This is a genomic window from Leifsonia sp. NPDC077715, from assembly GCF_040686855.1.
Lineage (GTDB): Bacteria > Actinomycetota > Actinomycetes > Actinomycetales > Microbacteriaceae > Leifsonia.
This window is the reverse complement of record NZ_JBFBOG010000002.1, coordinates 406,762-425,396: the sequence shown is the minus strand read 5'-3', so window position 1 is coordinate 425,396 and position 18,635 is coordinate 406,762. Positions and strand designations below refer to the sequence as shown.

20 protein-coding genes and 1 tRNA gene are annotated in these 18,635 nt (G+C 70.7%); 11 read left to right on the top strand and 10 right to left on the bottom strand.

Going from position 1 to position 18,635, the window contains the following annotated elements; all coding sequences use genetic code 11:
* Window positions 1–6 precede the first annotated feature (6 nt).
* Window positions 7–1,638, bottom strand: coding sequence for an ATP-dependent DNA helicase RecQ (locus tag AB0P25_RS09060; protein ID WP_363806779.1), 1,632 nt, complete (start codon window positions 1,636–1,638; stop codon window positions 7–9).
* A 38-nt stretch (window positions 1,639–1,676) separates the two neighbouring features.
* Window positions 1,677–2,192 (bottom strand): DUF2231 domain-containing protein, encoded by a 516-nt coding sequence (locus AB0P25_RS09055; RefSeq protein WP_363806778.1) that lies wholly within the window; start codon window positions 2,190–2,192, stop codon window positions 1,677–1,679.
* A gap of 97 nt (window positions 2,193–2,289) precedes the next feature.
* Here AB0P25_RS09055 and AB0P25_RS09050 point away from each other — a divergent pair, with 97 nt between their 5' ends.
* Complete coding sequence (locus AB0P25_RS09050) at window positions 2,290–3,258, top strand: SDR family NAD(P)-dependent oxidoreductase (protein WP_363806777.1); 969 nt, start codon at window positions 2,290–2,292, stop codon at window positions 3,256–3,258.
* 16 nt (window positions 3,259–3,274) lie between these two features.
* Here AB0P25_RS09050 and AB0P25_RS09045 read toward each other — a convergent pair whose 3' ends face one another.
* Window positions 3,275–4,285: an SDR family oxidoreductase gene (locus AB0P25_RS09045; RefSeq protein WP_363806775.1), complete on the bottom strand. Its 1,011-nt coding sequence runs from the start codon at window positions 4,283–4,285 to the stop codon at window positions 3,275–3,277.
* A 165-nt stretch (window positions 4,286–4,450) separates the two neighbouring features.
* On the opposite strand from AB0P25_RS09045, the gene AB0P25_RS09040 reads away from it, so the two are divergent.
* Together AB0P25_RS09040 and AB0P25_RS09035 are read left to right on the top strand one after the other, a co-directional pair.
* On the top strand, window positions 4,451–4,675 hold the full coding sequence (locus AB0P25_RS09040; protein WP_363806774.1) for a hypothetical protein: 225 nt from the start codon (window positions 4,451–4,453) through the stop codon (window positions 4,673–4,675).
* Window positions 4,676–4,751: 76 nt separating this feature from the next.
* Complete coding sequence (locus AB0P25_RS09035; RefSeq protein ID WP_363806772.1) at window positions 4,752–5,117, top strand: hypothetical protein; 366 nt, start codon at window positions 4,752–4,754, stop codon at window positions 5,115–5,117.
* Window positions 5,118–5,119: 2 nt separating this feature from the next.
* On the opposite strand, the gene AB0P25_RS09030 is transcribed toward AB0P25_RS09035, so the two are convergent.
* Together AB0P25_RS09030 and AB0P25_RS09025 are read right to left on the bottom strand one after the other, a co-directional pair.
* Window positions 5,120–6,121, bottom strand: coding sequence for a zinc-binding dehydrogenase (locus tag AB0P25_RS09030; RefSeq protein ID WP_363806770.1), 1,002 nt, complete (start codon window positions 6,119–6,121; stop codon window positions 5,120–5,122).
* Between the two features lie 7 nt (window positions 6,122–6,128).
* Complete coding sequence (locus tag AB0P25_RS09025) at window positions 6,129–6,422, bottom strand: GNAT family N-acetyltransferase (RefSeq protein WP_363806769.1); 294 nt, start codon at window positions 6,420–6,422, stop codon at window positions 6,129–6,131.
* A gap of 167 nt (window positions 6,423–6,589) precedes the next feature.
* Between AB0P25_RS09025 and AB0P25_RS09020 the strand changes: the two genes are divergently transcribed.
* The 3 genes from AB0P25_RS09020 to AB0P25_RS09010 all read left to right on the top strand — a co-directional run bounded on the left by AB0P25_RS09020 (window position 6,590) and on the right by AB0P25_RS09010 (window position 7,856).
* Window positions 6,590–7,369 (top strand): dienelactone hydrolase family protein, encoded by a 780-nt coding sequence (locus tag AB0P25_RS09020; RefSeq protein WP_363806768.1) that lies wholly within the window; start codon window positions 6,590–6,592, stop codon window positions 7,367–7,369.
* Entirely contained in the window at window positions 7,366–7,755 is a 390-nt protein-coding gene (locus AB0P25_RS09015; protein ID WP_363806765.1) for an MmcQ/YjbR family DNA-binding protein, read from the top strand. Before AB0P25_RS09020 ends, AB0P25_RS09015 begins: the two co-directional genes overlap by 4 nt.
* A 28-nt stretch (window positions 7,756–7,783) precedes the next feature.
* Window positions 7,784–7,856: transfer RNA gene (locus AB0P25_RS09010), tRNA-Arg, on the top strand.
* An 82-nt stretch (window positions 7,857–7,938) separates the two neighbouring features.
* On the opposite strand, the gene AB0P25_RS09005 is transcribed toward AB0P25_RS09010, so the two are convergent.
* The gene (locus AB0P25_RS09005) at window positions 7,939–9,000 is read right to left on the bottom strand and encodes a LacI family DNA-binding transcriptional regulator (protein WP_363806763.1); all 1,062 of its coding nucleotides are present in this window, start codon (window positions 8,998–9,000) and stop codon (window positions 7,939–7,941) included.
* 110 nt (window positions 9,001–9,110) lie between these two features.
* Here AB0P25_RS09005 and AB0P25_RS09000 point away from each other — a divergent pair, with 110 nt between their 5' ends.
* The 4 genes from AB0P25_RS09000 to AB0P25_RS08985 all read left to right on the top strand — a co-directional run bounded on the left by AB0P25_RS09000 (window position 9,111) and on the right by AB0P25_RS08985 (window position 14,211).
* The gene (locus tag AB0P25_RS09000) at window positions 9,111–10,034 is read left to right on the top strand and encodes a sugar ABC transporter permease (protein WP_363806760.1); all 924 of its coding nucleotides are present in this window, start codon (window positions 9,111–9,113) and stop codon (window positions 10,032–10,034) included.
* The gene (locus AB0P25_RS08995) at window positions 10,034–10,981 is read left to right on the top strand and encodes a carbohydrate ABC transporter permease (RefSeq protein WP_363806758.1); all 948 of its coding nucleotides are present in this window, start codon (window positions 10,034–10,036) and stop codon (window positions 10,979–10,981) included. Before AB0P25_RS09000 ends, AB0P25_RS08995 begins: the two co-directional genes overlap by 1 nt.
* Window positions 10,982–11,033: 52 nt before the next feature.
* A complete protein-coding gene (locus AB0P25_RS08990; RefSeq protein WP_363806756.1) occupies window positions 11,034–12,380 on the top strand; it encodes a sugar ABC transporter substrate-binding protein in 1,347 nt (448 codons plus the stop codon).
* A 67-nt stretch (window positions 12,381–12,447) separates the two neighbouring features.
* Window positions 12,448–14,211: a beta-galactosidase family protein gene (locus AB0P25_RS08985; RefSeq protein ID WP_363806755.1), complete on the top strand. Its 1,764-nt coding sequence runs from the start codon at window positions 12,448–12,450 to the stop codon at window positions 14,209–14,211.
* A gap of 91 nt (window positions 14,212–14,302) precedes the next feature.
* Here AB0P25_RS08985 and AB0P25_RS08980 read toward each other — a convergent pair whose 3' ends face one another.
* Window positions 14,303–15,064, bottom strand: a complete 762-nt coding sequence (locus tag AB0P25_RS08980) for an SDR family oxidoreductase (RefSeq protein WP_363806753.1) — start codon at window positions 15,062–15,064, stop codon at window positions 14,303–14,305.
* A gap of 107 nt (window positions 15,065–15,171) precedes the next feature.
* Between AB0P25_RS08980 and AB0P25_RS08975 the strand changes: the two genes are divergently transcribed.
* Window positions 15,172–15,759, top strand: a complete 588-nt coding sequence (locus AB0P25_RS08975; RefSeq protein WP_363806752.1) for a TetR/AcrR family transcriptional regulator — start codon at window positions 15,172–15,174, stop codon at window positions 15,757–15,759.
* Here AB0P25_RS08975 and AB0P25_RS08970 read toward each other — a convergent pair.
* The 3 genes from AB0P25_RS08970 to AB0P25_RS08960 all read right to left on the bottom strand — a co-directional run bounded on the left by AB0P25_RS08970 (window position 15,715) and on the right by AB0P25_RS08960 (window position 18,568).
* Window positions 15,715–16,485, bottom strand: coding sequence for a hypothetical protein (locus AB0P25_RS08970; protein WP_363806751.1), 771 nt, complete (start codon window positions 16,483–16,485; stop codon window positions 15,715–15,717). The two genes, AB0P25_RS08975 and AB0P25_RS08970, sit on opposite strands and share 45 nt — an antisense overlap.
* Before the next feature lie 74 nt (window positions 16,486–16,559).
* Entirely contained in the window at window positions 16,560–17,777 is a 1,218-nt protein-coding gene (locus AB0P25_RS08965; RefSeq protein ID WP_363806750.1) for an ROK family transcriptional regulator, read from the bottom strand.
* Entirely contained in the window at window positions 17,774–18,568 is a 795-nt protein-coding gene (locus AB0P25_RS08960; protein ID WP_363806748.1) for a substrate-binding domain-containing protein, read from the bottom strand. The genes AB0P25_RS08965 and AB0P25_RS08960 overlap by 4 nt, the downstream gene beginning before the upstream one ends.
* Window positions 18,569–18,635 lie beyond the last annotated feature (67 nt).

Genomic DNA, 18,635 nt, shown 5'->3' with positions numbered 1-18,635 from the left:
GACGCCTCAGGCCGCCGCCCCCACCACCTCGAGCAATCCGCCGTCCCGCACCGCCGCGAGCGACAGGACCTTGTACCCGGCCTCATCGAAGAACACCGTGAGCCGGTCGGCCTCGGTGTGCATCACGACGCCGTCGCCCCAGCTCTCGTGCCGCACGCGCGCGGCGAGCGGGAACGGGTCCTCCCCCGCCGCGTCGTGCTCCTCGGCCCAGCGGTAGGCGCTCCCCGAGGAGCAGGTGTCGCAGTTGCCGCACGGCTCCGGAAGCTCCTCCCCGAAGTAGCCGAGCAGGAACTGCCGACGGCACATGCCCGTCTCGGCATACTCCTGCATGAGCTGCGATCTCGAGTGCTCGATCCGCTGGCGCGCCTCGGCCTCCGCAACGGCGCGGGAGGCGGCCTCGCCGGGTTTCGCATCCTGCGCGTGCAACTCGTCGTCGGAGCCGGTGAGGACATCCGCGTCGCGCAGGAGCCCCAGCAGTCGCCCCAGCGAACGGACGCTCACCCCCGTGCTCTCCGCGAGCTGTTCCCGGCTGAGTCCCTGCGCGGCCCGGACAGCGGCGAACACACGCGCCAGCTCATCCGGGTCCGGCCCACCGCCAGAGAAGAACTTGGTCAGCGCGAAATCCTCCGGCCGGTAGTGCAGGGTCACCACCGCCGGCTCCCCGTCGCGACCGGCGCGGCCCGCCTCCTGGTAGTAGCTGTCGAGCGAGTCGGTGACCGACGCGTGGAGGACGAACCGCACGTCGTGCTTGTCGATGCCCATGCCGAACGCGCTGGTCGCGGTGACCACCCGGGCTCGGTCGTCCATGAACCGCTCGTACACCTCGTCCCGCTCTGCCCGGCGGAGCCCGGCGTGATATGCCGCTGCGGGGATGTGCTGCGCCTCGAGTTGTTCGGCGTACTGCTCGGCGTCCTTCCGGGTGGCGGTGTAGACGAGTCCGGAGCCGTCCAGCTCGCCGACGTGCGCGAGCACGGCGGCTCGTTTCTCGGGGTCGTCCTCGTACCGGCGCACCTCGAGCCGCAGGTTGGGGCGGTCGAACCCGGTCGCGAACAGGCGAGGCCGGCGCATCCCCAGCCGCTCAGCGATCTCGGCGCGCACGGGCGGCGCGCCGGTCGCGGTCATGGCGACGACCGGCGGATGGCCCAGTTCCTCGATGACGTCGCCCAGCAGCAGGTAATCGGGACGGAAGTCGTGGCCCCATGCCGAGACGCAGTGCGCCTCGTCGACGGCGAACAGCGACACGTCGATGCCGCGCAGACGCTCGCGCACCTCGGGGTTGGCTAGCTGTTCGGGGGCGAGGAACGCGAACGCCGGCTCACCCGACTCCAGCGCCTCCCAATCGTTCTCCCGCTCCCGCTGTCCGGCGGAGGAGTTGATGGCGAACGCTCGCGGGACGTCCTTCGCCTCTCCGAGGGCGCGGACCTGATCCTCCTGCAGCGAGATCAGTGGCGACACCACGATCGTGACGCCGCCGAGGATCGTGCCGGTCACCTGGTACAGGGACGACTTGCCGTACCCGGTCGGCATGATGGCGAGAACGTCGCCGCCGTCGAGCAGCACCTCCATGGCCTCGGCGAGCCGCGGACGCAGCTCCTGCCAGCCGAAGGAGTTGCGGGCGACGTCGTGAATGCGGGACATGCGGCCACCGTAGCCGCTCGGGCTGTTCGTCCTCGACGTCATCGGGTGTACGCGCGCTCCTGATCCTGCTCGTCGGCCACGCGCACGCCGTGGCGGTAGGCCAGCTCGCCGCCGAGGGCGCCGGAGACGCCGACGACGAGGATGCCGACCAGCGCCAGGATGAAGCCGCCGACGCTGGGCTCGTCCGGGTCCGGGAGGCGCACCAGGGCGCTCACGATGAACAACAGGATCGCGGTCGAGTTGAAGGCGAGGTGCCACACGGCGGTGCGGCGGACCTTCGTCCGCGGCGGCAGCTGGGAGAAGTCCATCAGGCCCAGCACGGCGGCGATCAGGGCGCCGATCACGCCGATCACGACCAGCCAGAGCGCGCCGGTGGCGAGCGCTTCCGGCGCGGCGCCGAACAGCGCCGCGATGTCGAAGACGACCGCAGCAGTCCAAGCCCCTATCGGGATGGTGACCACGGTCGCGTGGAACGGGTGCCCGTAGGGGCCCGCGATGACGGAGCGGGGTCGCTTCGCGCGCCGGAACTCCTGTTCGCTCTCGGTGACGGTCATGGCGTTCTCCTCTTCTGGTGGTGCCCGTATCGTCGGCTCGCGAGGATGGTTCCTCAATCCCTTCTCACGTCGGAGGGGCGCGCGTAGGGTCGCGCCCATGAGCCCGTCCCCCGTCGTCGTCATCACCGGAGCGTCCAGCGGCCTCGGCCGCGCCACCGCGCAGGCGTTCGCGAAACGGCACGCGAAGCTGGTGCTCGTCGCCCGCGGCGCCTCCACCCTGGAAGATGTCGCCCGGGAGGCGACCGCGCTGGGGGCGCGCGACGTCGTGACCGTCAGCGGCGACACCAGCGACCAGGCGACCACCGACCGGGCCGTCGACACCGCGATCGCGCGCAACGGGCGCGTCGACGTCTGGATCAACGCCGCCGCCGTCACGGCCTACGGCACCTTCTGGGAGCAGCCGGCTGCGGACTTCGAACGGGTGCTGCAGGTCGACATCAACGGGTACGCGAACGGCACCCGCAGCGCCCTGCGCGCCATGATGCCCCAGCGCTCCGGCCTCATCGTCAACGTCGCGTCCATCCTCGGCGAGGTGCCTCAGCCGTACTCTGCGGCGTACTCCATGTCGAAGGCGGCCGTGATCGCACTCGGCCGGAGCCTCCGCTCCGAGCTGTCGCTCGCGAACTCGCCGGTGCACGTCGTGACGGTGCTCCCGCCGACGCTCGACACCCCGATCTTCCACCACTCGGCCAATGCGACCGGTCATGAGCTGAGGGCGCTGCCTCCGGTGTATCCGGCGTCCGACGTGGTCGACGTGATCCTCGCCGCCTGGAAGCATCCGAGGAAACCGGAGCGCACGGTCACCGGGGCGGGAAGGGTGCTCGTGCGGCAGCACAACAAGCGTCCCGTCGCCGTCGAGGCCGCCGTCGCCAAGCAGACTCAGGTGCTCCAGCTCGGGAAGCCGGCGCCGGATACGACGGGCAACCTGTACACGCCGTCGGGCGATCCCCACACGGTGAGCGGCGGATGGGGCGGGAGGCGCCGAAAGACCGGCAGGCTGCTGCTCGCGGCAGCGGTCGCGGCCGGCGCGGCGTACGTCCTCGGGGCGAAGCGCTCGGGACGCTGACCTCCCGCCCGACGGGTCACTGCACCGACCAGCCGCCGTCGCTCGGGAGAACCGCGCCGTTGATGTTCACGCCGTCGTCGCTGAGCAGGAACGTGATGGAGGCGGCCAGCTGCTCCGCGGTCGCGATGGTCGGGATCTGCTGCTGGAACGGCGTCAGGCGCGCCGTGCCCGCCTCCGACGGCTTGGCCGGCATCGGGATGCCGGTCGCCACGCCGCCCGGGGCGACCGCGTTGACGCGGATGCCCTGGGGCCCGTACATGAAGGCCGTGCTGCGTGTGAGGCCGACCACGCCGTGCTTGGACACCGTGTAGGCGGTGCCCGACGCGTTGCCGCGGAGTCCCGCCTCCGACGCGACGTTGACGATCGAGCCGGCGCCCGCCGCCAGCATCACGGGCAGGACCGCACGGGTCAGCTTGAAACCGCCGGTCAGGTTGATCCCGATCGTGCGGTCCCAGACGGCGTCGGAGGTCTCGTGCGCCGGCGAGAAGTCGTCGTTGACGCCGGCGATGTTCGCCAGCGCGTCGATGCGGCCGCCCGCGGCGACGACGATGGCGTCGATGTCCTCCTGCTTGGTGATGTCGCCGACGACGGTCACGACCGCGCCGTCGGGCAGCGAGGATGCGAACTCGGCGAGCCGGTCGGCCGACACGTCGACCGCGACCACGCGGCCGCCCTCACGCGCGATGCGCGACGCGGTGGCGCGGCCGATGCCGGACGCCGCGCCGGTGACGATCACGGTGCGGCCGTCGAAGCGACCGGGCGTGACCTTCTCCACCCAGCCGGTCTCCACGTCCTCCGGCATCACGCCGTCGTTGGCCTGCAGCACGAGGTCGTCGACCACGGACTGCGGCAGCTGCCCCTGGCTCATCGCTACGAGCTGCTGCAGCGGCAGCCCGCGCACCGGCGCCAGCATCTCCTCGCCGACTCCGGCCTGCGCCAGGAATCCGTGGATCAGCGGCGCGCCCTTCGGGTGCTCCAGCCATTCGCCGATGGTGCTGTGCGCGGTTAGCGGCTTCGGATCGGTCATCGTCGTCCCTCCTCGTTCGGGTGTTGTGAGGCGATTATGGCACTTGGTGCCACATTGACGCTGGGAGAACGCGTCCAGGATGCACGGGCGCGCCAGGGCTTGCCATCGCCGCGGGAGGGCGTACCGCTGTGCGTACAGCATCCGCGGACCGGAGAGGAGGCGAGCATGGACACCGTTCTCGCCGTGCTCGAGCGCGACGACGTCGCCTACGAGATCGAGTTCGAGCGCACCAGCGAACCGCCCTTCGAACTGCGACTGCCCTCGCACATCGGCGGAGCGGCCGTGGTGGATGTGTTCGATCTCTGCGACTCCACACTGTGGCCGGAGCTCATCCGATACCGCTTCACCGAGTGCGTGCCGGTGGTCATCGGCTCCGTCGACGACTTCTGACCCCCGCTGGGCCGCGCGGGTCGCGCCGGATTTTGGTGCATTCCCGGGCCTCCGGCCGCTGGCTATGCTGTGCGCCATGAGCACCAAGAGCCGCCAGGGGCCGCACCAGGAGGAGACGCTTCAACTGGGCGATAAGCGCGGACTGTGGGGCGCCTTCGCCGGGCTCATCACGGCGGTGCTGATCGCCTATCCGCTCTCGGCCTGCATCGCGTTCGCCACGCATCCGCAGACGCAGCGGCTGTTCGGCGGCAGGTTGGAGTCGGCGTCCGCCGCCGGGTTCGCCGCCTTCTGGTGGGTGCTCGCCCTGGGATGCATCGCTCTGCCGTTCCTGGTCGGCTTCGGCATCGCCAGGCTCTCGGGCAGGGCGATGATCGTCATGATCACGATCGTGGTGCTGTTCATCATCGCCGTCGTCGTCCTCGGCCAGATGTTCGTCTTCTGACGTCAGCCGACGGCGAGCACGACCTTCGTTCCCGGCTCGGCCGCCTCGGCGGAACGATGCGCCTCCCACACCTGGTCGAACGGGTGGACGCGCGGCTCGGCCGTCGTCAGCTCGCCCGACGCCGCGGCGGCGAGCAGGCCCGACAGCATCCGCCGGTACGCGTTGCGCCGCGTGGCGACGTAGAGCGGGGCGCTGCAGACGCGCTCCCAGCGGTGCCCGGCCGCGCCGAGGCCGCCGCGCAGGGAGTCGGAGCGCTCGTGGCCGGCACGTCCGGTGAAGGCGGTGCGGACCACGACCCCGCTCGGCGCGAGCACGTCGCGTACGCGATCGGTGCCGGTGTGGTCGATCACGGCGTCCACCGGGCCGCCCGCTGCCTCGACGACCCGGTCCGGCCAGTCCGGCGCCGTGTGGTCGACGGCCGGGATGCCGAGCGCCCGCGCGCGGTCGGCCGTGCGCGCCGATGCCGTGCCGACGACCGTGAGACCGTCGAGGAGCGCCAGCTGCGCCGCGAGCGAGCCGACGGCACCGTACGCGCCCTGCACGAGCACCCGGCGCGGCGAGCGCGCGAGCTCCAGCGCGTGCGCGGCGGTGACGCCGTCGAGCGGCAGGACGGCCGCGGCAGCCGGATCCATCCCGTCCGGGAGCGCCACGAGCAGCGTCGGCGCGACGGTCACGAACGTCGCGTGAGCGCCCATGCCGGGCAGCACGCCGACGACCGTCGCCCCCTCGCGCAGGCCCAGCGCCACCGATACCGCCGACTCCGTGAGCAGTTCGCCGACGAAGTCGTATCCGCCGATGAAGCCGGGCGAGGGATGCAGCACGTACCCGCCGCACCGGGCCAGCACATCCGTCGATCCCAGCGATGCGTGCGTCACGCGAACGACGACCTCGTTGCCGCGCGGCGGGCGGATCGCCTCCCGCGCCAGCACCATCGCGGTCGCGTCGCCGAACCGCGAGACCCGGGCGACCAGCCGCGCGGGCTCTCCGGGAGCCGGTCCGCTCATGCCGCGCTCAGCCGGCGCGGCGCTGCAGCAGCGCGGCCCGCTCGGGGTGCGCCTCGAACCAGTCGGCGACGTACCAGCACATGGGCACGACCTGCCGCGACCCGTTCTTCTCGATGTCGTCGACCGCGTACTCCACCAGCTGCGCGGCGTAGCCCTTCCCACGGTGATGCGGCACGGTGAAGGCGCGGGTCAGCGAGATGGAGTCGCCCAGGATGCGGTAGTCGAGCACCCCCACGAGCTCGCCGTCGACGTGCATCGCGTAGCGGGCGGCATCCGTCTGATCGCTGAACTCGGTGGCCATGGGCCCATCGTACGTCCGCGGCCCGCGGGCGGAACCGGGGTAGTGTGAAAACCGTGGGATCCCGACCCGCACCCGAGGGCTCCCGCGCGTTCCGCGACCAGCCACAGCACGCCAGGCCGCCGGCGGCGCCCGCCGTCCGTGCGACGTGACGATCCTGGAGTCCCACCTTGTCGCTCGACACCCCGTCGCCCGCTCTCGCCCCCGCCTTCCAGACGCTGCTGGAGCGCGTCCCGATCGGCGAGCACGCCGTCATCGAGGCCGAGACGGTGGCGTACGAGCACGAGGGCCTGCCTCTCGAGGGCTATCTGGCGCGGGATGTGCAGGCAGACGAGCGCCGGCCGGCGGTCCTCGTCCTCCACGACTGGCACGGCGTCGGGGACAACGTGCGGATGCGCGCCCAGATGCTCGCGCGACTCGGGTACGTCGCCTTCGCCGCCGACCTGTACGGTGCCGGCGTGCGCCCCAGCGGCGACGACGCGCCGGCGGAGGCCGGCAAGTACTACCGCGACCTGCCGCTGCTGCGCTCCCGCGTCGCGGCGGCGTTCAGCTGGCTGCAGCAGCATCCGGCGGTGGACCCTGCACGGCTCGCGGTGATCGGCTACTGCTTCGGCGGGACGGCGGCCCTCGAGTTCGCGCGGACCGGCGCGCCCCTCCGCGGCGTGGTGTCCTTTCACGGCGGCTTGATCGCGCACGACCCGTCGGACGCCGGCCAGATCGCCGCGTCCCTCCTGGTGCTCACCGGAGGCGCCGACCCCGTGGTCCCGGACGAGGCGGTCGTCGCGTTCGAGCAGGAGCTGCGCGGAGCGCCGCACGTGGACTGGCAGATCACCACCTACTCCGGTGCGCCGCACGCCTTCACCATCCCGGGCACCGACCGCTATCGGCCGGTGGCGGACGCGCGCAGCTGGCGGGCGATGGTGTGCTTCCTGGATGAGGCCTTCAGATGAGCGATCACCCGCTCCTGTTCGAGGACGGCGACCCACTGGTCGACCGCATCCGCGCCCTGGCCCTGAGCCTCCCGGAGGCCGTGGAGACGCTCAACCACGGTCGCCCCTCATGGAAGGCCGGCGAGAGCGGCCGCGCATTCGCGGTGCTCGGCGCGACTATGAGCCGCCCGGACACGCTCGTCTTCCGCCCCGACCCCGCGGAGGCTCCCGCGTGGCGCGAGGACCCGCGGGTCTTCGTGCCGAAGTACTGGGGCCCGAGCGGCTGGCTCGCGATCGACCTCGACCGTGACACGTCCGACTGGTCCGAGGCCGCGGAACTGATCGAGACCTCCTACCGCCAGGTCGCCCTCCGCCGTCAATTGGCGGTCTTGGATGCGGTCATGTAAGCTCGTATCCGGCCTGCTTGCGGGCCATGCGCCACTAGCTCAACGGATAGAGCATCTGACTACGGATCAGAAGGTTGGGGGTTCGAATCCCTCGTGGCGCACTGTGTCCGAGACACAGACTGGTTGAGACAGTAGAGAAAGCCCCGCGGTGACGCGGGGCTTTTTCGTGCCCGGCGTCGGAGATCAGTCGCGATTTCTCCGACCCACCGGCGGCGCCGTGCTCGCACGGACGACCAGACGCGTGGGCATGACCGACGAGCGGACCGGCTCCGGGCGCGCCTCGATCTCGGCGACCAGGAGCTCCAGCGCGCGGCGTCCGATGGCCTCGAACTCCTGGTGCACGGTCGTGAGCGGCGGCCAGAAGGAGTCCGACTCCGCCATGTCGTCGAAGCCGACCACGCTGACGTCCTCGGGCACCCGGCGGCCGGCCTCGTGCAGGGCGCGGAGCACGCCGAGCGCCATCTGGTCGTTCGCGGCGAAGACCGCGGTAATCTCGGGGCGGGAGGCGATCTCCTGCCCGTGGCGGTAGCCGGCCGCCGTCGACCAGTCGCCGCGGAACACCTCCGGGACCGGCGCGCCGGCCTGCTCGAGCGTCCGCCGCCAGGACTCCTCGCGGCGGGCGGCGGAGTACGACTCGGCGGGGCCGGAGATGTGCCAGACGGTGGAGTGCCCGAGTCCGAGCAGGTGCTCGGTCGCCTGGCGCGCGCCCTCCGCCTGGTCCGTGTCGACCTGCGGGTAGTCGCGCCGCTCGGTGGAGTCGACGACGACGACGGACAGGCCCGACGGCAGCTCCACATCCGACCGGTCGGCGATGTGTGCCTCCAGCACCACGATGATCCCGTCGACGGCCTGCTCCAGGAGACGTGAGAAGGCGGCGCTGACGTCCTGCTGGGTCGGTCGTTCGACCGGGACGACGGTGATCGAGTAGCCCGCCTTGGCCGCCGAGGCCGCGATGGCGTCCAGCGTCCGCATGTTGCCGTACGACGACAGCGTGAACATCATCACGCCGATGTTGCGGAACTGCCCCGATCGCAGCGCGCGGGCGGCGCGGTTGGGGCGGTACCCGAGCGCCTGCATCGAAGTGAGGACGCGCTGCCGCGTGGTCTCCTCCACATTCGTGAGGCCGTTCGCGACGCGAGACACCGTCTGAGTGGAGACCCCCGCGTGCGCCGCCACATCGCCCAGCGAGGGGCCGCGCTTGCGGGTCGCCGGAGCAGGCGGGATGTCGGCGATCGGCTCGGTCATGGCTCCACTTTCTCACATCGGACTTGCGCTGTGTTGACGTCAACATGTTAGAGTGGCGCCCACGATGTTGACGTAAACATCTGAACCGACCCAGAACCCACGGGGAAGACATGACAACGACGTCCCTCACGCAGGCGACCACGCCGGACGGCACCCGCCGCCTCCGGAAGGCGCGCCGCGACTGGCGAGGCTGGGCCTTCGTCGCACCCTTCATGATCGTGTTCGCGGCCATGATCATCGCGCCGGTCGTCTACGCCATCTACCTCAGCCTCTTCCGCCAGCAGCTCATCGGCGGCAACGCGTTCGTCGGCCTGGGCAACTACGTCGCGGTCTTCCAGGACGAGAAGTTCTGGGCCTCCCTCGGCCGCGTGACGATCTTCCTGATCGTGCAGGTCCCGATCATGCTCTTGCTCTCCCTGGTCGCCGCCCTCGCTCTCGACAGTGCCCGGCTGCACGGCGCCGGGTTCTTCCGCATCGCGCTCTTCCTCCCCTACGCGGTCCCCGGTGTCGTCGCGGCGCTGATCTGGGGATTCATCTACGGCGACCAGTTCGGCCTCACGGCGAGCGTGAATCAGCTCCTCGGCACCGGGCTCGCGCCGCTCAGCGGACCGTGGGTGCTCGCCTCGATCGGCAACATCGTGACCTGGGAGTTCATGGGGTACAACATGCTCATCTTCTACGCGGCGCTCCGCGTCATCCCGGGCGAGCTGTACGAGGCGGCCGAGATCGACGGCGCCGGCGCGTTCCGCACGGTGTTCAGCATCAAGCTGCCGGCCATCCGCGGTGCGCTCGTGATCGCGACGATCTTCTCGATCATCGGGAGCTTCCAGCTCTTCAACGAGCCGAACCTCCTCAAGCAGCTGGCGCCGAACGCGATCAGCAGCTACTTCACCCCGAACATGTACGCCTACAACCTCTCGTTCGCCGGCCAGCAGTTCAACTACGCGGCGACCGTCGCGATCGTGATGGGCGTCGTCACCGCGGTGATCGCCTACGTCGTCCAGCTCCGCGGCTCGAGGAAGGAGCTCCGCTGATGGCCTCCGTGACCGACACGCGCAGCCCGCGCACCCGCACCCGTACCCGTACGGCGCCGTCCCGCGCCGCCGCCCGCACCAATGCCGGCGCCTCCTCGGGCCGCCGCATCCGCAAGTCGCCCGTGCTGACGATCGTGATGATCCTCTTCGTCATCTACTCCTTCGTGCCGCTGGTGTGGCTGATCGTCAACGCGACGAAGAGCCAGCCCGATCTGTACTCGTCGTTCGGGCTGTGGTTCGGCAAGGACTTCAACCTCATCCAGAACATCGTCGACACGTTCACCTACCGCGGCGGAATCTTCGTGCAGTGGCTCGGCAACACGCTGCTGTACGTCGTGGTGGGCGCGGGAGGGGCGACCCTGCTGGCCACCGTCGCGGGCTACGGGCTCGCGAAGTACGACTTCCCGGGCAAGAAGGCGGTCTTCGCCGTCGTGCTCGGCGCGATCGCGGTCCCCGGTACGGCGCTGGCCGTCCCGACCTTCCTGATGTTCAGCCAGGCGGGACTCACGAACACCCCGTGGGCGATCATCCTGCCGTCGCTGATCAGCCCGTTCGGGCTCTACCTGATCTGGACCTACGCGACCGAGGCCGTCCCGACCGAGCTGCTGGAGGCGGCGCGGATGGACGGAGCAGGCGAGTTCCGCACGTTCTTCACGATCTCGCTGCGGCTCCTGGCCCCCGGGATCGTCACGGTCGCACTGTTCGCGATCGTCGCCACCTGGAACAACTACTTCCTGCCGCTCATCATGCTGAGCGATCCGACCTGGTACCCCCTCACGGTCGGCCTCAGCCAGTGGAGCGCGCAGGCGACCGGGGTCGGCGCCCAGCCGATCTTCAACCTCGTGATCACCGGATCGCTCATCACGATCGTCCCGATCGTGGCCGCCTTCCTGGTGCTCCAGCGCTACTGGCAGTCGGGTCTCGCCGCCGGAAGCGTCAAGCAGTAACCGCATCCACCCATCCATGCATCGCATTCCACGAAGAAGTGAAAGGGAAACCATGAAGCGCACACTCGCGTCCCGGACGCTGCGCCGGGCCGTCGCGGCGGCGGTCGTCAGCACCGTCGTCGGCGTCTCGCTCGCCGCCTGCTCCGGCGGCACCTCGTCGGGAGGCGGCAGCGCCTCCGACATCGACGCGGCCCTCAAGCAGGGCGGCACCATCACCTACTGGTCGTGGACGCCGTCGGCCGAGGCGCAGGTCGCAGCCTTCGAGAAGGAGTACCCGAAGGTCAAGGTCAAGCTGGTCAACGCCGGCACGAACACGACCGAGTACACCAAGCTCCAGAACGCCATCAAGGCGGGATCGGGCGCCCCGGACGTCGCGCAGGTCGAGTACTACGCCATCCCGCAGTTCGCGCTCTCCGACTCCCTGGTCGACCTGACGCAGTACGGCTTCGACAAGCTGAAGGGCGACTACACGCCCGGCCCCTGGGGCTCGGTGAACGTCGGCGGCAAGCTCGTCGGCCTCCCCCAGGACTCGGGCCCCATGGCGATGTTCTACAACAAGACGCTGTTCGACAAGTACGGCATCGAGGTGCCGAAGACGTGGGACGAGTACGTCGCCGCCGCGCAGAAGCTGCACGCCGCCGACCCGAACGCCTACATCACCAGCGACTCGGGCGACTCCGGCTTCACCACCTCGATGATCTGGCAGGCCGGCGGCCGTCCCTTCTCCGTCGACGGCACCAAGGTGTCGATCGACCTCCAGGACGAGGGCACCAAGAAGTGGACCGCCACCTGGGACAAGCTGGTCGAGGGCAAGCTGCTCTCCACCGTCCCCGGCTGGAGCGACGACTGGTTCAAGGCCCTCGGCAACGGCTCGATCGCGACCCTCGTGACCGGCGCATGGATGCCGGGCGTGCTCGAGTCGTCGGTCAAGGACGGCTCCGGCCAGTGGCGCGTCGCGCCCATCCCGACCTACGACGGCACGCCGGCGAACGCCGAGAACGGCGGCGGCGGCCAGGTGGTGCTGAAGCAGAGCAAGAACCAGGCGCTCGCGGCCGGGTTCCTCAAGTGGCTGAACAACGACGAGGACAGCATCAAAGTGTTCCTCGAGTCGGGCGGATTCCCGTCCACCACGAAGGACCTGAACTCGTCCGACTTCCTCGCCTCCGCCCCCGAGTACTTCGGCGGCCAGAAGATCAACGAGGTGCTGGTGGACGGCGCCAAGAACGTGTCGACCGGCTGGCAGTACCTGCCGTTCCAGGTCTACGCGAACAGCATCTACGGCGACACCGTCGGCCAGTCGTACACGTCCAACTCCAGCCTGAACCCGGGCCTGCAGGCCTGGCAGAAGGCGCTGGTTGACTACGGCAACCAGCAGGGCTTCACCGTCAGCGGCAAGTAGCCCCCGGCGCGTGGCCGGTCGCGCCCCGCGGCCGGCCACGCGCATCCACCCACTTCGCAGGAGAATGATGACCACCTTCGAGATCGCGGGAGACGACTTCGTCCTCGACGGCGAGCCCCACCGCATCCTCTCGGGAGCGATCCACTACTTCCGGGTGCACCCGGACGACTGGGCCGACCGCATCCACAAGGCGCGCCTGATGGGGCTCAACACCATCGAGACGTACGTCCCGTGGAACGCGCACGAGCCGCAGCCCGGACAGTGGATCACCGACGGCGGTCTCGACCTGGCCCGCTTCCTGCGCACCATCGCCGACGAGGGGATGCACGCGATCGTGCGACCCGGACCGTACATCTGCGCCGAGTGGGACAACGGCGGGCTGCCCGCGTGGCTGTTCACCGATCCGTCTGTGGGGATCCGCCGGTCGGAGCCGAAGTTCGTCGCCGCGGTCAGCCGCTACCTGCGGAACGTGCTCGAGATCGTCCGGCCGCTGCAGGTCACCGAGGGCGGCCCGGTGCTGCTCGTGCAGGTGGAGAACGAGTACGGCGCGTACGGCGACGACTCCGCGTACCTCTCGGAGCTCGTCCGGGTCATCCGCGATGCCGGCATCGTCGTGCCGCTGACGACGGTCGACCAGCCCGAGGACGACATGCTCCGCGACGGCTCGCTCCCCGGCCTCCTGAAGACCGGCTCCTTCGGCTCCCGCTCACGCGAACGCCTCGCGACCCTGCGACGTCACCAGCCGACGGGTCCGCTGATGTGCTCCGAGTTCTGGGACGGCTGGTTCGACAGCTGGGGCACGCACCACCACACGACCTCCGTGGAGCAGTCCGCGGGCGACCTGGACGACCTGCTCGCCCTCGGCGCCTCGGTGAACCTCTACATGTTCCACGGCGGCACCAACTTCGGCTTCACGAACGGTGCGAACGACAAGGGCGTCTACCAGCCGATCGTCACGAGCTACGACTACGACGCCCCCCTCGACGAGGCGGGCGAGCCCACCGAGAAGTTCTGGGCGTTCCGGGATGTGATCGCCAAGTACGCGCCCGTGCCCTCGCTGGAGCCGGTGGTCGCGGCCGCGGCGCCGTCGTTCACCGTGCCGTTCGACGCAGCGGTGCCGCTGTGGGCGGTCGCCGACCGGCTCGGCGCGTGGTCGCACGTGGACACGCTGCCCACCTTCGACGAGCTGGGGCACTACAGCGGCCTCGGGCTGTACCGCACCGAGATCGACACCACCGAGCCGGCGGTGCTCGAGTTCGGCGAGGTGCGCGACCGCGCCTACGTCTCGGTCGGCGACAGCCGCCTCGGTGTGCTGGCCCGCGACCACCACGACACCGCGATCGCGCTCTCGCCCTCGCGCGGGACCCTGACCGTGCTGGTCGAGGACCAGGGCCGCGTCGACTACGGCCCCCGCATCGGCGAGCCGAAGGGCCTGATCGGCCCGGTGCAGCTCAACGGCGAGGAGCTGCAGCGCTGGAGCGTGCTCCCGCTGGAGTTGTCGTCGATCGAGCCGGTGTCCGCTGCCCTGGCCGCTGCGGATGCGCCGCCGCCGTCGCGCCTGGCGGGCCCGGTCTTCGCCCGCGCCGTCTTCGACCTCGACGAGCCGGCTCCCCTCTTCCTCGACACGACGGGCTGGGGCAAGGGCGTCGCCTGGATCAACGGCTTCAACCTCGGCCGCTACTGGACCAGAGGGCCGCAGGAGACGCTGTATGTGCCGCGGGGCGTGCTGCGTGCCGGGAGCAACGAGCTCATCATCCTCGAGCTCGAGTCCGCGGCCGAGGCGGTGGCCGCCTTCGTCCCCGAGCCCCGCCTCGGCCACACGGAGTTCTGACGCCCTTCCCCCGCCGAGATTCGTGCCGAATCGTCGCCAAAGGTCGCGAATAGCGCACATTCGGCACGAATCGTCGGTGGAGGGGCGGCGGTCAGGCGGTCCAGCCGCCGTCGATCGTGACGGCGGAGCCGGTCATGTAGCCGGACGCGTCGGACGCGATCCACGAGACGAGCTCGCCGACGTCGGAGCTGTGGCCGAAGCGGCCGAAGGCGGTGAAGCCGGCCAGGTAGTCGCCGGCCTCGCCCGACGCCGGGTTGCCCTCGGTGTCGATCGGGCCCGGCTGGATGACGTTGACCGTGATGCCGCGGCCCGCGAGGTCGCGGGCGAGGCCCTTGGTGAAGCCGACCATCGCGGCCTTCGTCAGCCCGTAGACGGCGCCTCCGGTGAAGGGGATGCGCTCGGCGTTGACACTGCCGATCGTGATGATGCGGCCGCCGTCCGGCAGCAGCGGGATGGCCGCCTGCGTGGCGTACACCGTCCCGCGGATGTTGAGGTCGATCGTCGCCTCGATGTGCTCGTCGGGGGTCTCGGTGAAGTGCTCGAACCATCCACCTCCGGCGTTGTTGACGAGGATGTCGAGGCCGCCGAGCGCATCCACGGCGTCGCGTACGCCCGCGCGGGCGGCGTCGGCGTCGGAGTTGTCGGCGGGCACCGCGACGGCGCGTCCCCCGGCGGCCAGGATGTCGACCACGAGGGCGTCCGCCCGCTCGCGGGACGCGCGGTACGTGACGGCGACCTCCGCGCCGTGGGCAGCGAGCGCGCGGGCGATTCCTTCACCGATGCCGCGGGCGCCTCCGGTGACGAGCGCCTTCTTGCCGGCGAGGGTCTGGGTGGTGGCGATGGTGGTGTCCATGGTCTGCTCCAATTCTGTTCGAGACGGTACATAAAACACCGCCATTGCCCCCGCATTCCCGAAATGAGAGAATTCTTTTCGGATTAGTACAGAAAGAGGTGAGCGGGATGGCCGGACGCGGGCGACCGCGCGGATTCGACACCGACGAGGCCCTGGACGCGGCGGTCGAGGTGTTCTGGCGCCAGGGGTATGAGGGCACCACCCTCGACGACCTCACCTCGGCCATGGGCATCAACCGCCCCAGCCTCTACGCCGCCTTCGGCAACAAGGAGGAGACGTTCAAGCAGGCGGTCGCCCGCTACGCCGAGGTCGACATGGCGTACGTGGGCGACGCCCTCGAGGAGCCGACCGCACGCGCGGTGGCCGAGCACTACCTCCGCAGCAACGTCCGCGCGATCACCACGCCGGGTAAACCCGCCGGTTGCCTGTCCATCCAGGGCGGGCTCGCGGGGAGCCCCGAGGACCAGCGCATCGTGCGGTTCCTCGCCGACAGCCGCGCCTCGGGCGAGCACCGGCTGGCCGAGCGCTTCCGCCGCGCGATCGCCGAGGGCGACCTCGCCGCCGACGAGCGCCCGGCCGACCTCGCCACGTACCTGGTGACGGTCAGCGCCGGGCTGGCGGTGCAGGCGTCCGCGGGCGCGAGCCGCGCGTCACTCCAGCGCGTCGCCGATCGTGCCCTGCGCGCGTTCCCCTGAGGCGGCCGACTGCGGCTTGCGGCTGAGCACCGCGACGCACACCACGATCGCCGCGAGCAGCGCGAGGCTGACCGGGCCGGTCCCGAGGGCGAGCCCGCCGCGGGCGTGCGAGACGGCGAGGCCGTCCGAGATGGACGCGCCGAACGGCCGGGTCAGCACGTACGAGGTCCAGAACGCCGCGGTCGCGCCGAGTCCCCACCACCGGTAGGCGACACCGGGGAGGGCGAACAGGATGCCGAACACCAGCGCCGAGAGCCAGTACCCCATCCCGAACGTCACCGCGGTCAGGTCGCCGACGGCCGTGCCGAGGGCGAAGGTCGCGAGGACAGCGCACCAGTAGAAGACCTGCCGCGGGAAGGTGTCGATGCTGTGGACCGAGAGCGTGCGCTGCGTCGCGTACCAGAGCACGAACACCGCCGCGAGGACGACGGCGAACACGACGGTCGAGACGAGATACGGCACGCCCAGCTCGACATGGAGCACGTCGGCGACCATCGTGCCGAACACCGCGACCATGAGCACCGCGAACCAGTACACCCACGGGATGTAGCGGCGCACCGCGAACTGCAGCACCAGCGCCCCCGCGAAGACGATAAACGCGCCGCCGACCGCGACGAACGGGTTGATCGTCTTCACCAGGAAGTCCGAGGCGGTCTCGCCCATCGCCGTGGTCAGCAGCTTGGTAACCCAGAACAGGGCGGTGACGGCGGGAACGGTGTTGCGCATCCTCACAGGATCGCGGACGGGGCGACGGCGTGCCTGGGTAAGCAGCGGGAACGGCTGAGAGGCCCCGCAGACGTCTACCGTCCGCGCGCCGCGTGCGGCGTCAGCGCATGCTGCAGCGCGAGCGTCGCGGCACCACCGGCCGCCGCGTCCAGCCCCGGGTCGGCCAGCTCGATGAGCACCGGGTGGATGCCGCGCGTGCGGGCGAACTGCGCCACGTACTCGCGGATCTCCCGCACATAGATCGCCCCGGCGTCGGCGAAGCCGGGGCCTGCGAGCACGATCCGGTCGAGATCCAGGACGTTCACGATCGAGAGCACCGCTGCCGCCACGTACCGGGCGGACCGCTTGATCAGCTCGCAGGAGCGCGTCTCGCCCTGGGCCGCCGCCCGGGCGATCGCCTCGAAGTCGCCGCGGAATCGCTGCGGGTCGCCGGTGAGGCCCAGCTGAGCGGCCAGGTCCGCGTCCTCCAGCGCCTGGGCGACCACCGCACGCGGCGCCGCCAGCATCTCCAGACAGCCGCGGGCGCCGCACCAGCACTGCGGACCGTCGATGTCGATCACCATATGACCGATCTCGCCGACATTCGAGGACGCGCCGCGCGCGACGCTGCCGCCGACCATCAGTCCCAGGCCGAAGCCGTTCGACAGGTAGAGCGTGGCGAAGTCCTGCGTCGCCGGGATGCGCCCGGCCCAGTACTGGCCGAGGGCAGCGCAGGCCGCGTCGTTGTCGCGCACCACCGGGAGGCCGATCTTCGGCTCCAGCGCCTTGTTGAGCGCGAACGACTCCCACTCCGTCGAGGTGATCGAGAGGCGTTCGGCGCCCGCGCCCAGGTCGAGACCGGCCCCGGCGACGCCGACGCCGACGACGGACTCCGGCTGGATGTCCAGCTGCACCAGGAGCTGGCCGAGCTCCCGCGCGATGCGGACGACGTCCTCCATCGGGTCCGCCTGCTCGATGCCCGGCGAGACCAACCGTCCGATCACGTTGCCGGACAGGTCGGTCACGACGTACGTCAGGCGCCCGGCGTCGAGCGACAGGCCGACCGCGTAGCGCGCGTTGGCGTTCAGCTCGAGGAGGCTGCTGCGCTTGCCCCCCGTCGACTCGCTGAAGCCGGTCTCGATGACGAGACCGTCCTCGATGAGCGACTTCACGATGCGGGTGATGGAGGTGGCGGTCAGCCCCGAGCGCTCCGCCAGCTCCGTGCGCGTGACCGTGCCGCCGGAGCGGACCATGTCCAGGATGGCGCTGCGCGTGTTCGCGGACGACGGCCCCAGCCGCCGCGCGGCGCTCACGACGTCTCCCGCACGACGACCACGGGCTCCGGCGCCGCGACGGGGCGGACGCCGCCGTCGTGGATCGCGGCGAGTGCCGCCGAGCCCAGCAGCGCGCCGATCTCCCGGCCGTGCCGGTCGATCGCGGTGATCGGGCGGCTCGCACTCTGGCACACGAGGGAATCGCTCCAGCAGATCAGCGCCACGGCGTCCGGCACGGGGATGCCGTGCTCCTGGAGCGCGTCCAGCGCCGCGACGGCGTCATGGTCGGTGTCGAAGACGAGGGCGACCGGGTCGTCGACGGAGCTCTCCGCGCCGAGCCGGATGACCTCACCCACGACGTCCGTCGCCTGCACCGTCTCGATCGTCCGCTCCCCCAAGGCCACCTCGGCGACCAGCGGCTCCGGCTCGAGCTGGCTGGTCACGTAGACCCAGCGTCGCGCCGGGTGCGCGTCGAGGTAGGCGACGAGCGCACGGGATGCGGCGGACGCGTCGACCGTGACCGCTGGGTAGTCGAGCTCGCCGTCCGCCGGCGCGAGCACCACGAACGGCATGTCGATCTGCCGCAGCAGCCGGATCCGCGCGTCGGCGTCGTCCGCGCCCAGCACGATCACCCCGGCGATGCCGCCGACGCGGGCCCACAGGCGGTACGTCTTCAGCTCGGACTCCTCGTCGTCGACCGATCGCGTGATGAAGCGCATCCCGGCGGCGAGCAGGGGCGCCGCGATCGAGCGGACGATCGCGGAGGCGAGCGGGTCGCGGTCACGGCCGTGCCGGATCACGAGCCCGATGGACGCCGACGCATCCGTCATCGCACCGCACCCCCTTCCGTCCTCGGCACTGCAGTCCCGACTACGCAGTCTGCCCGATCCACCGCCC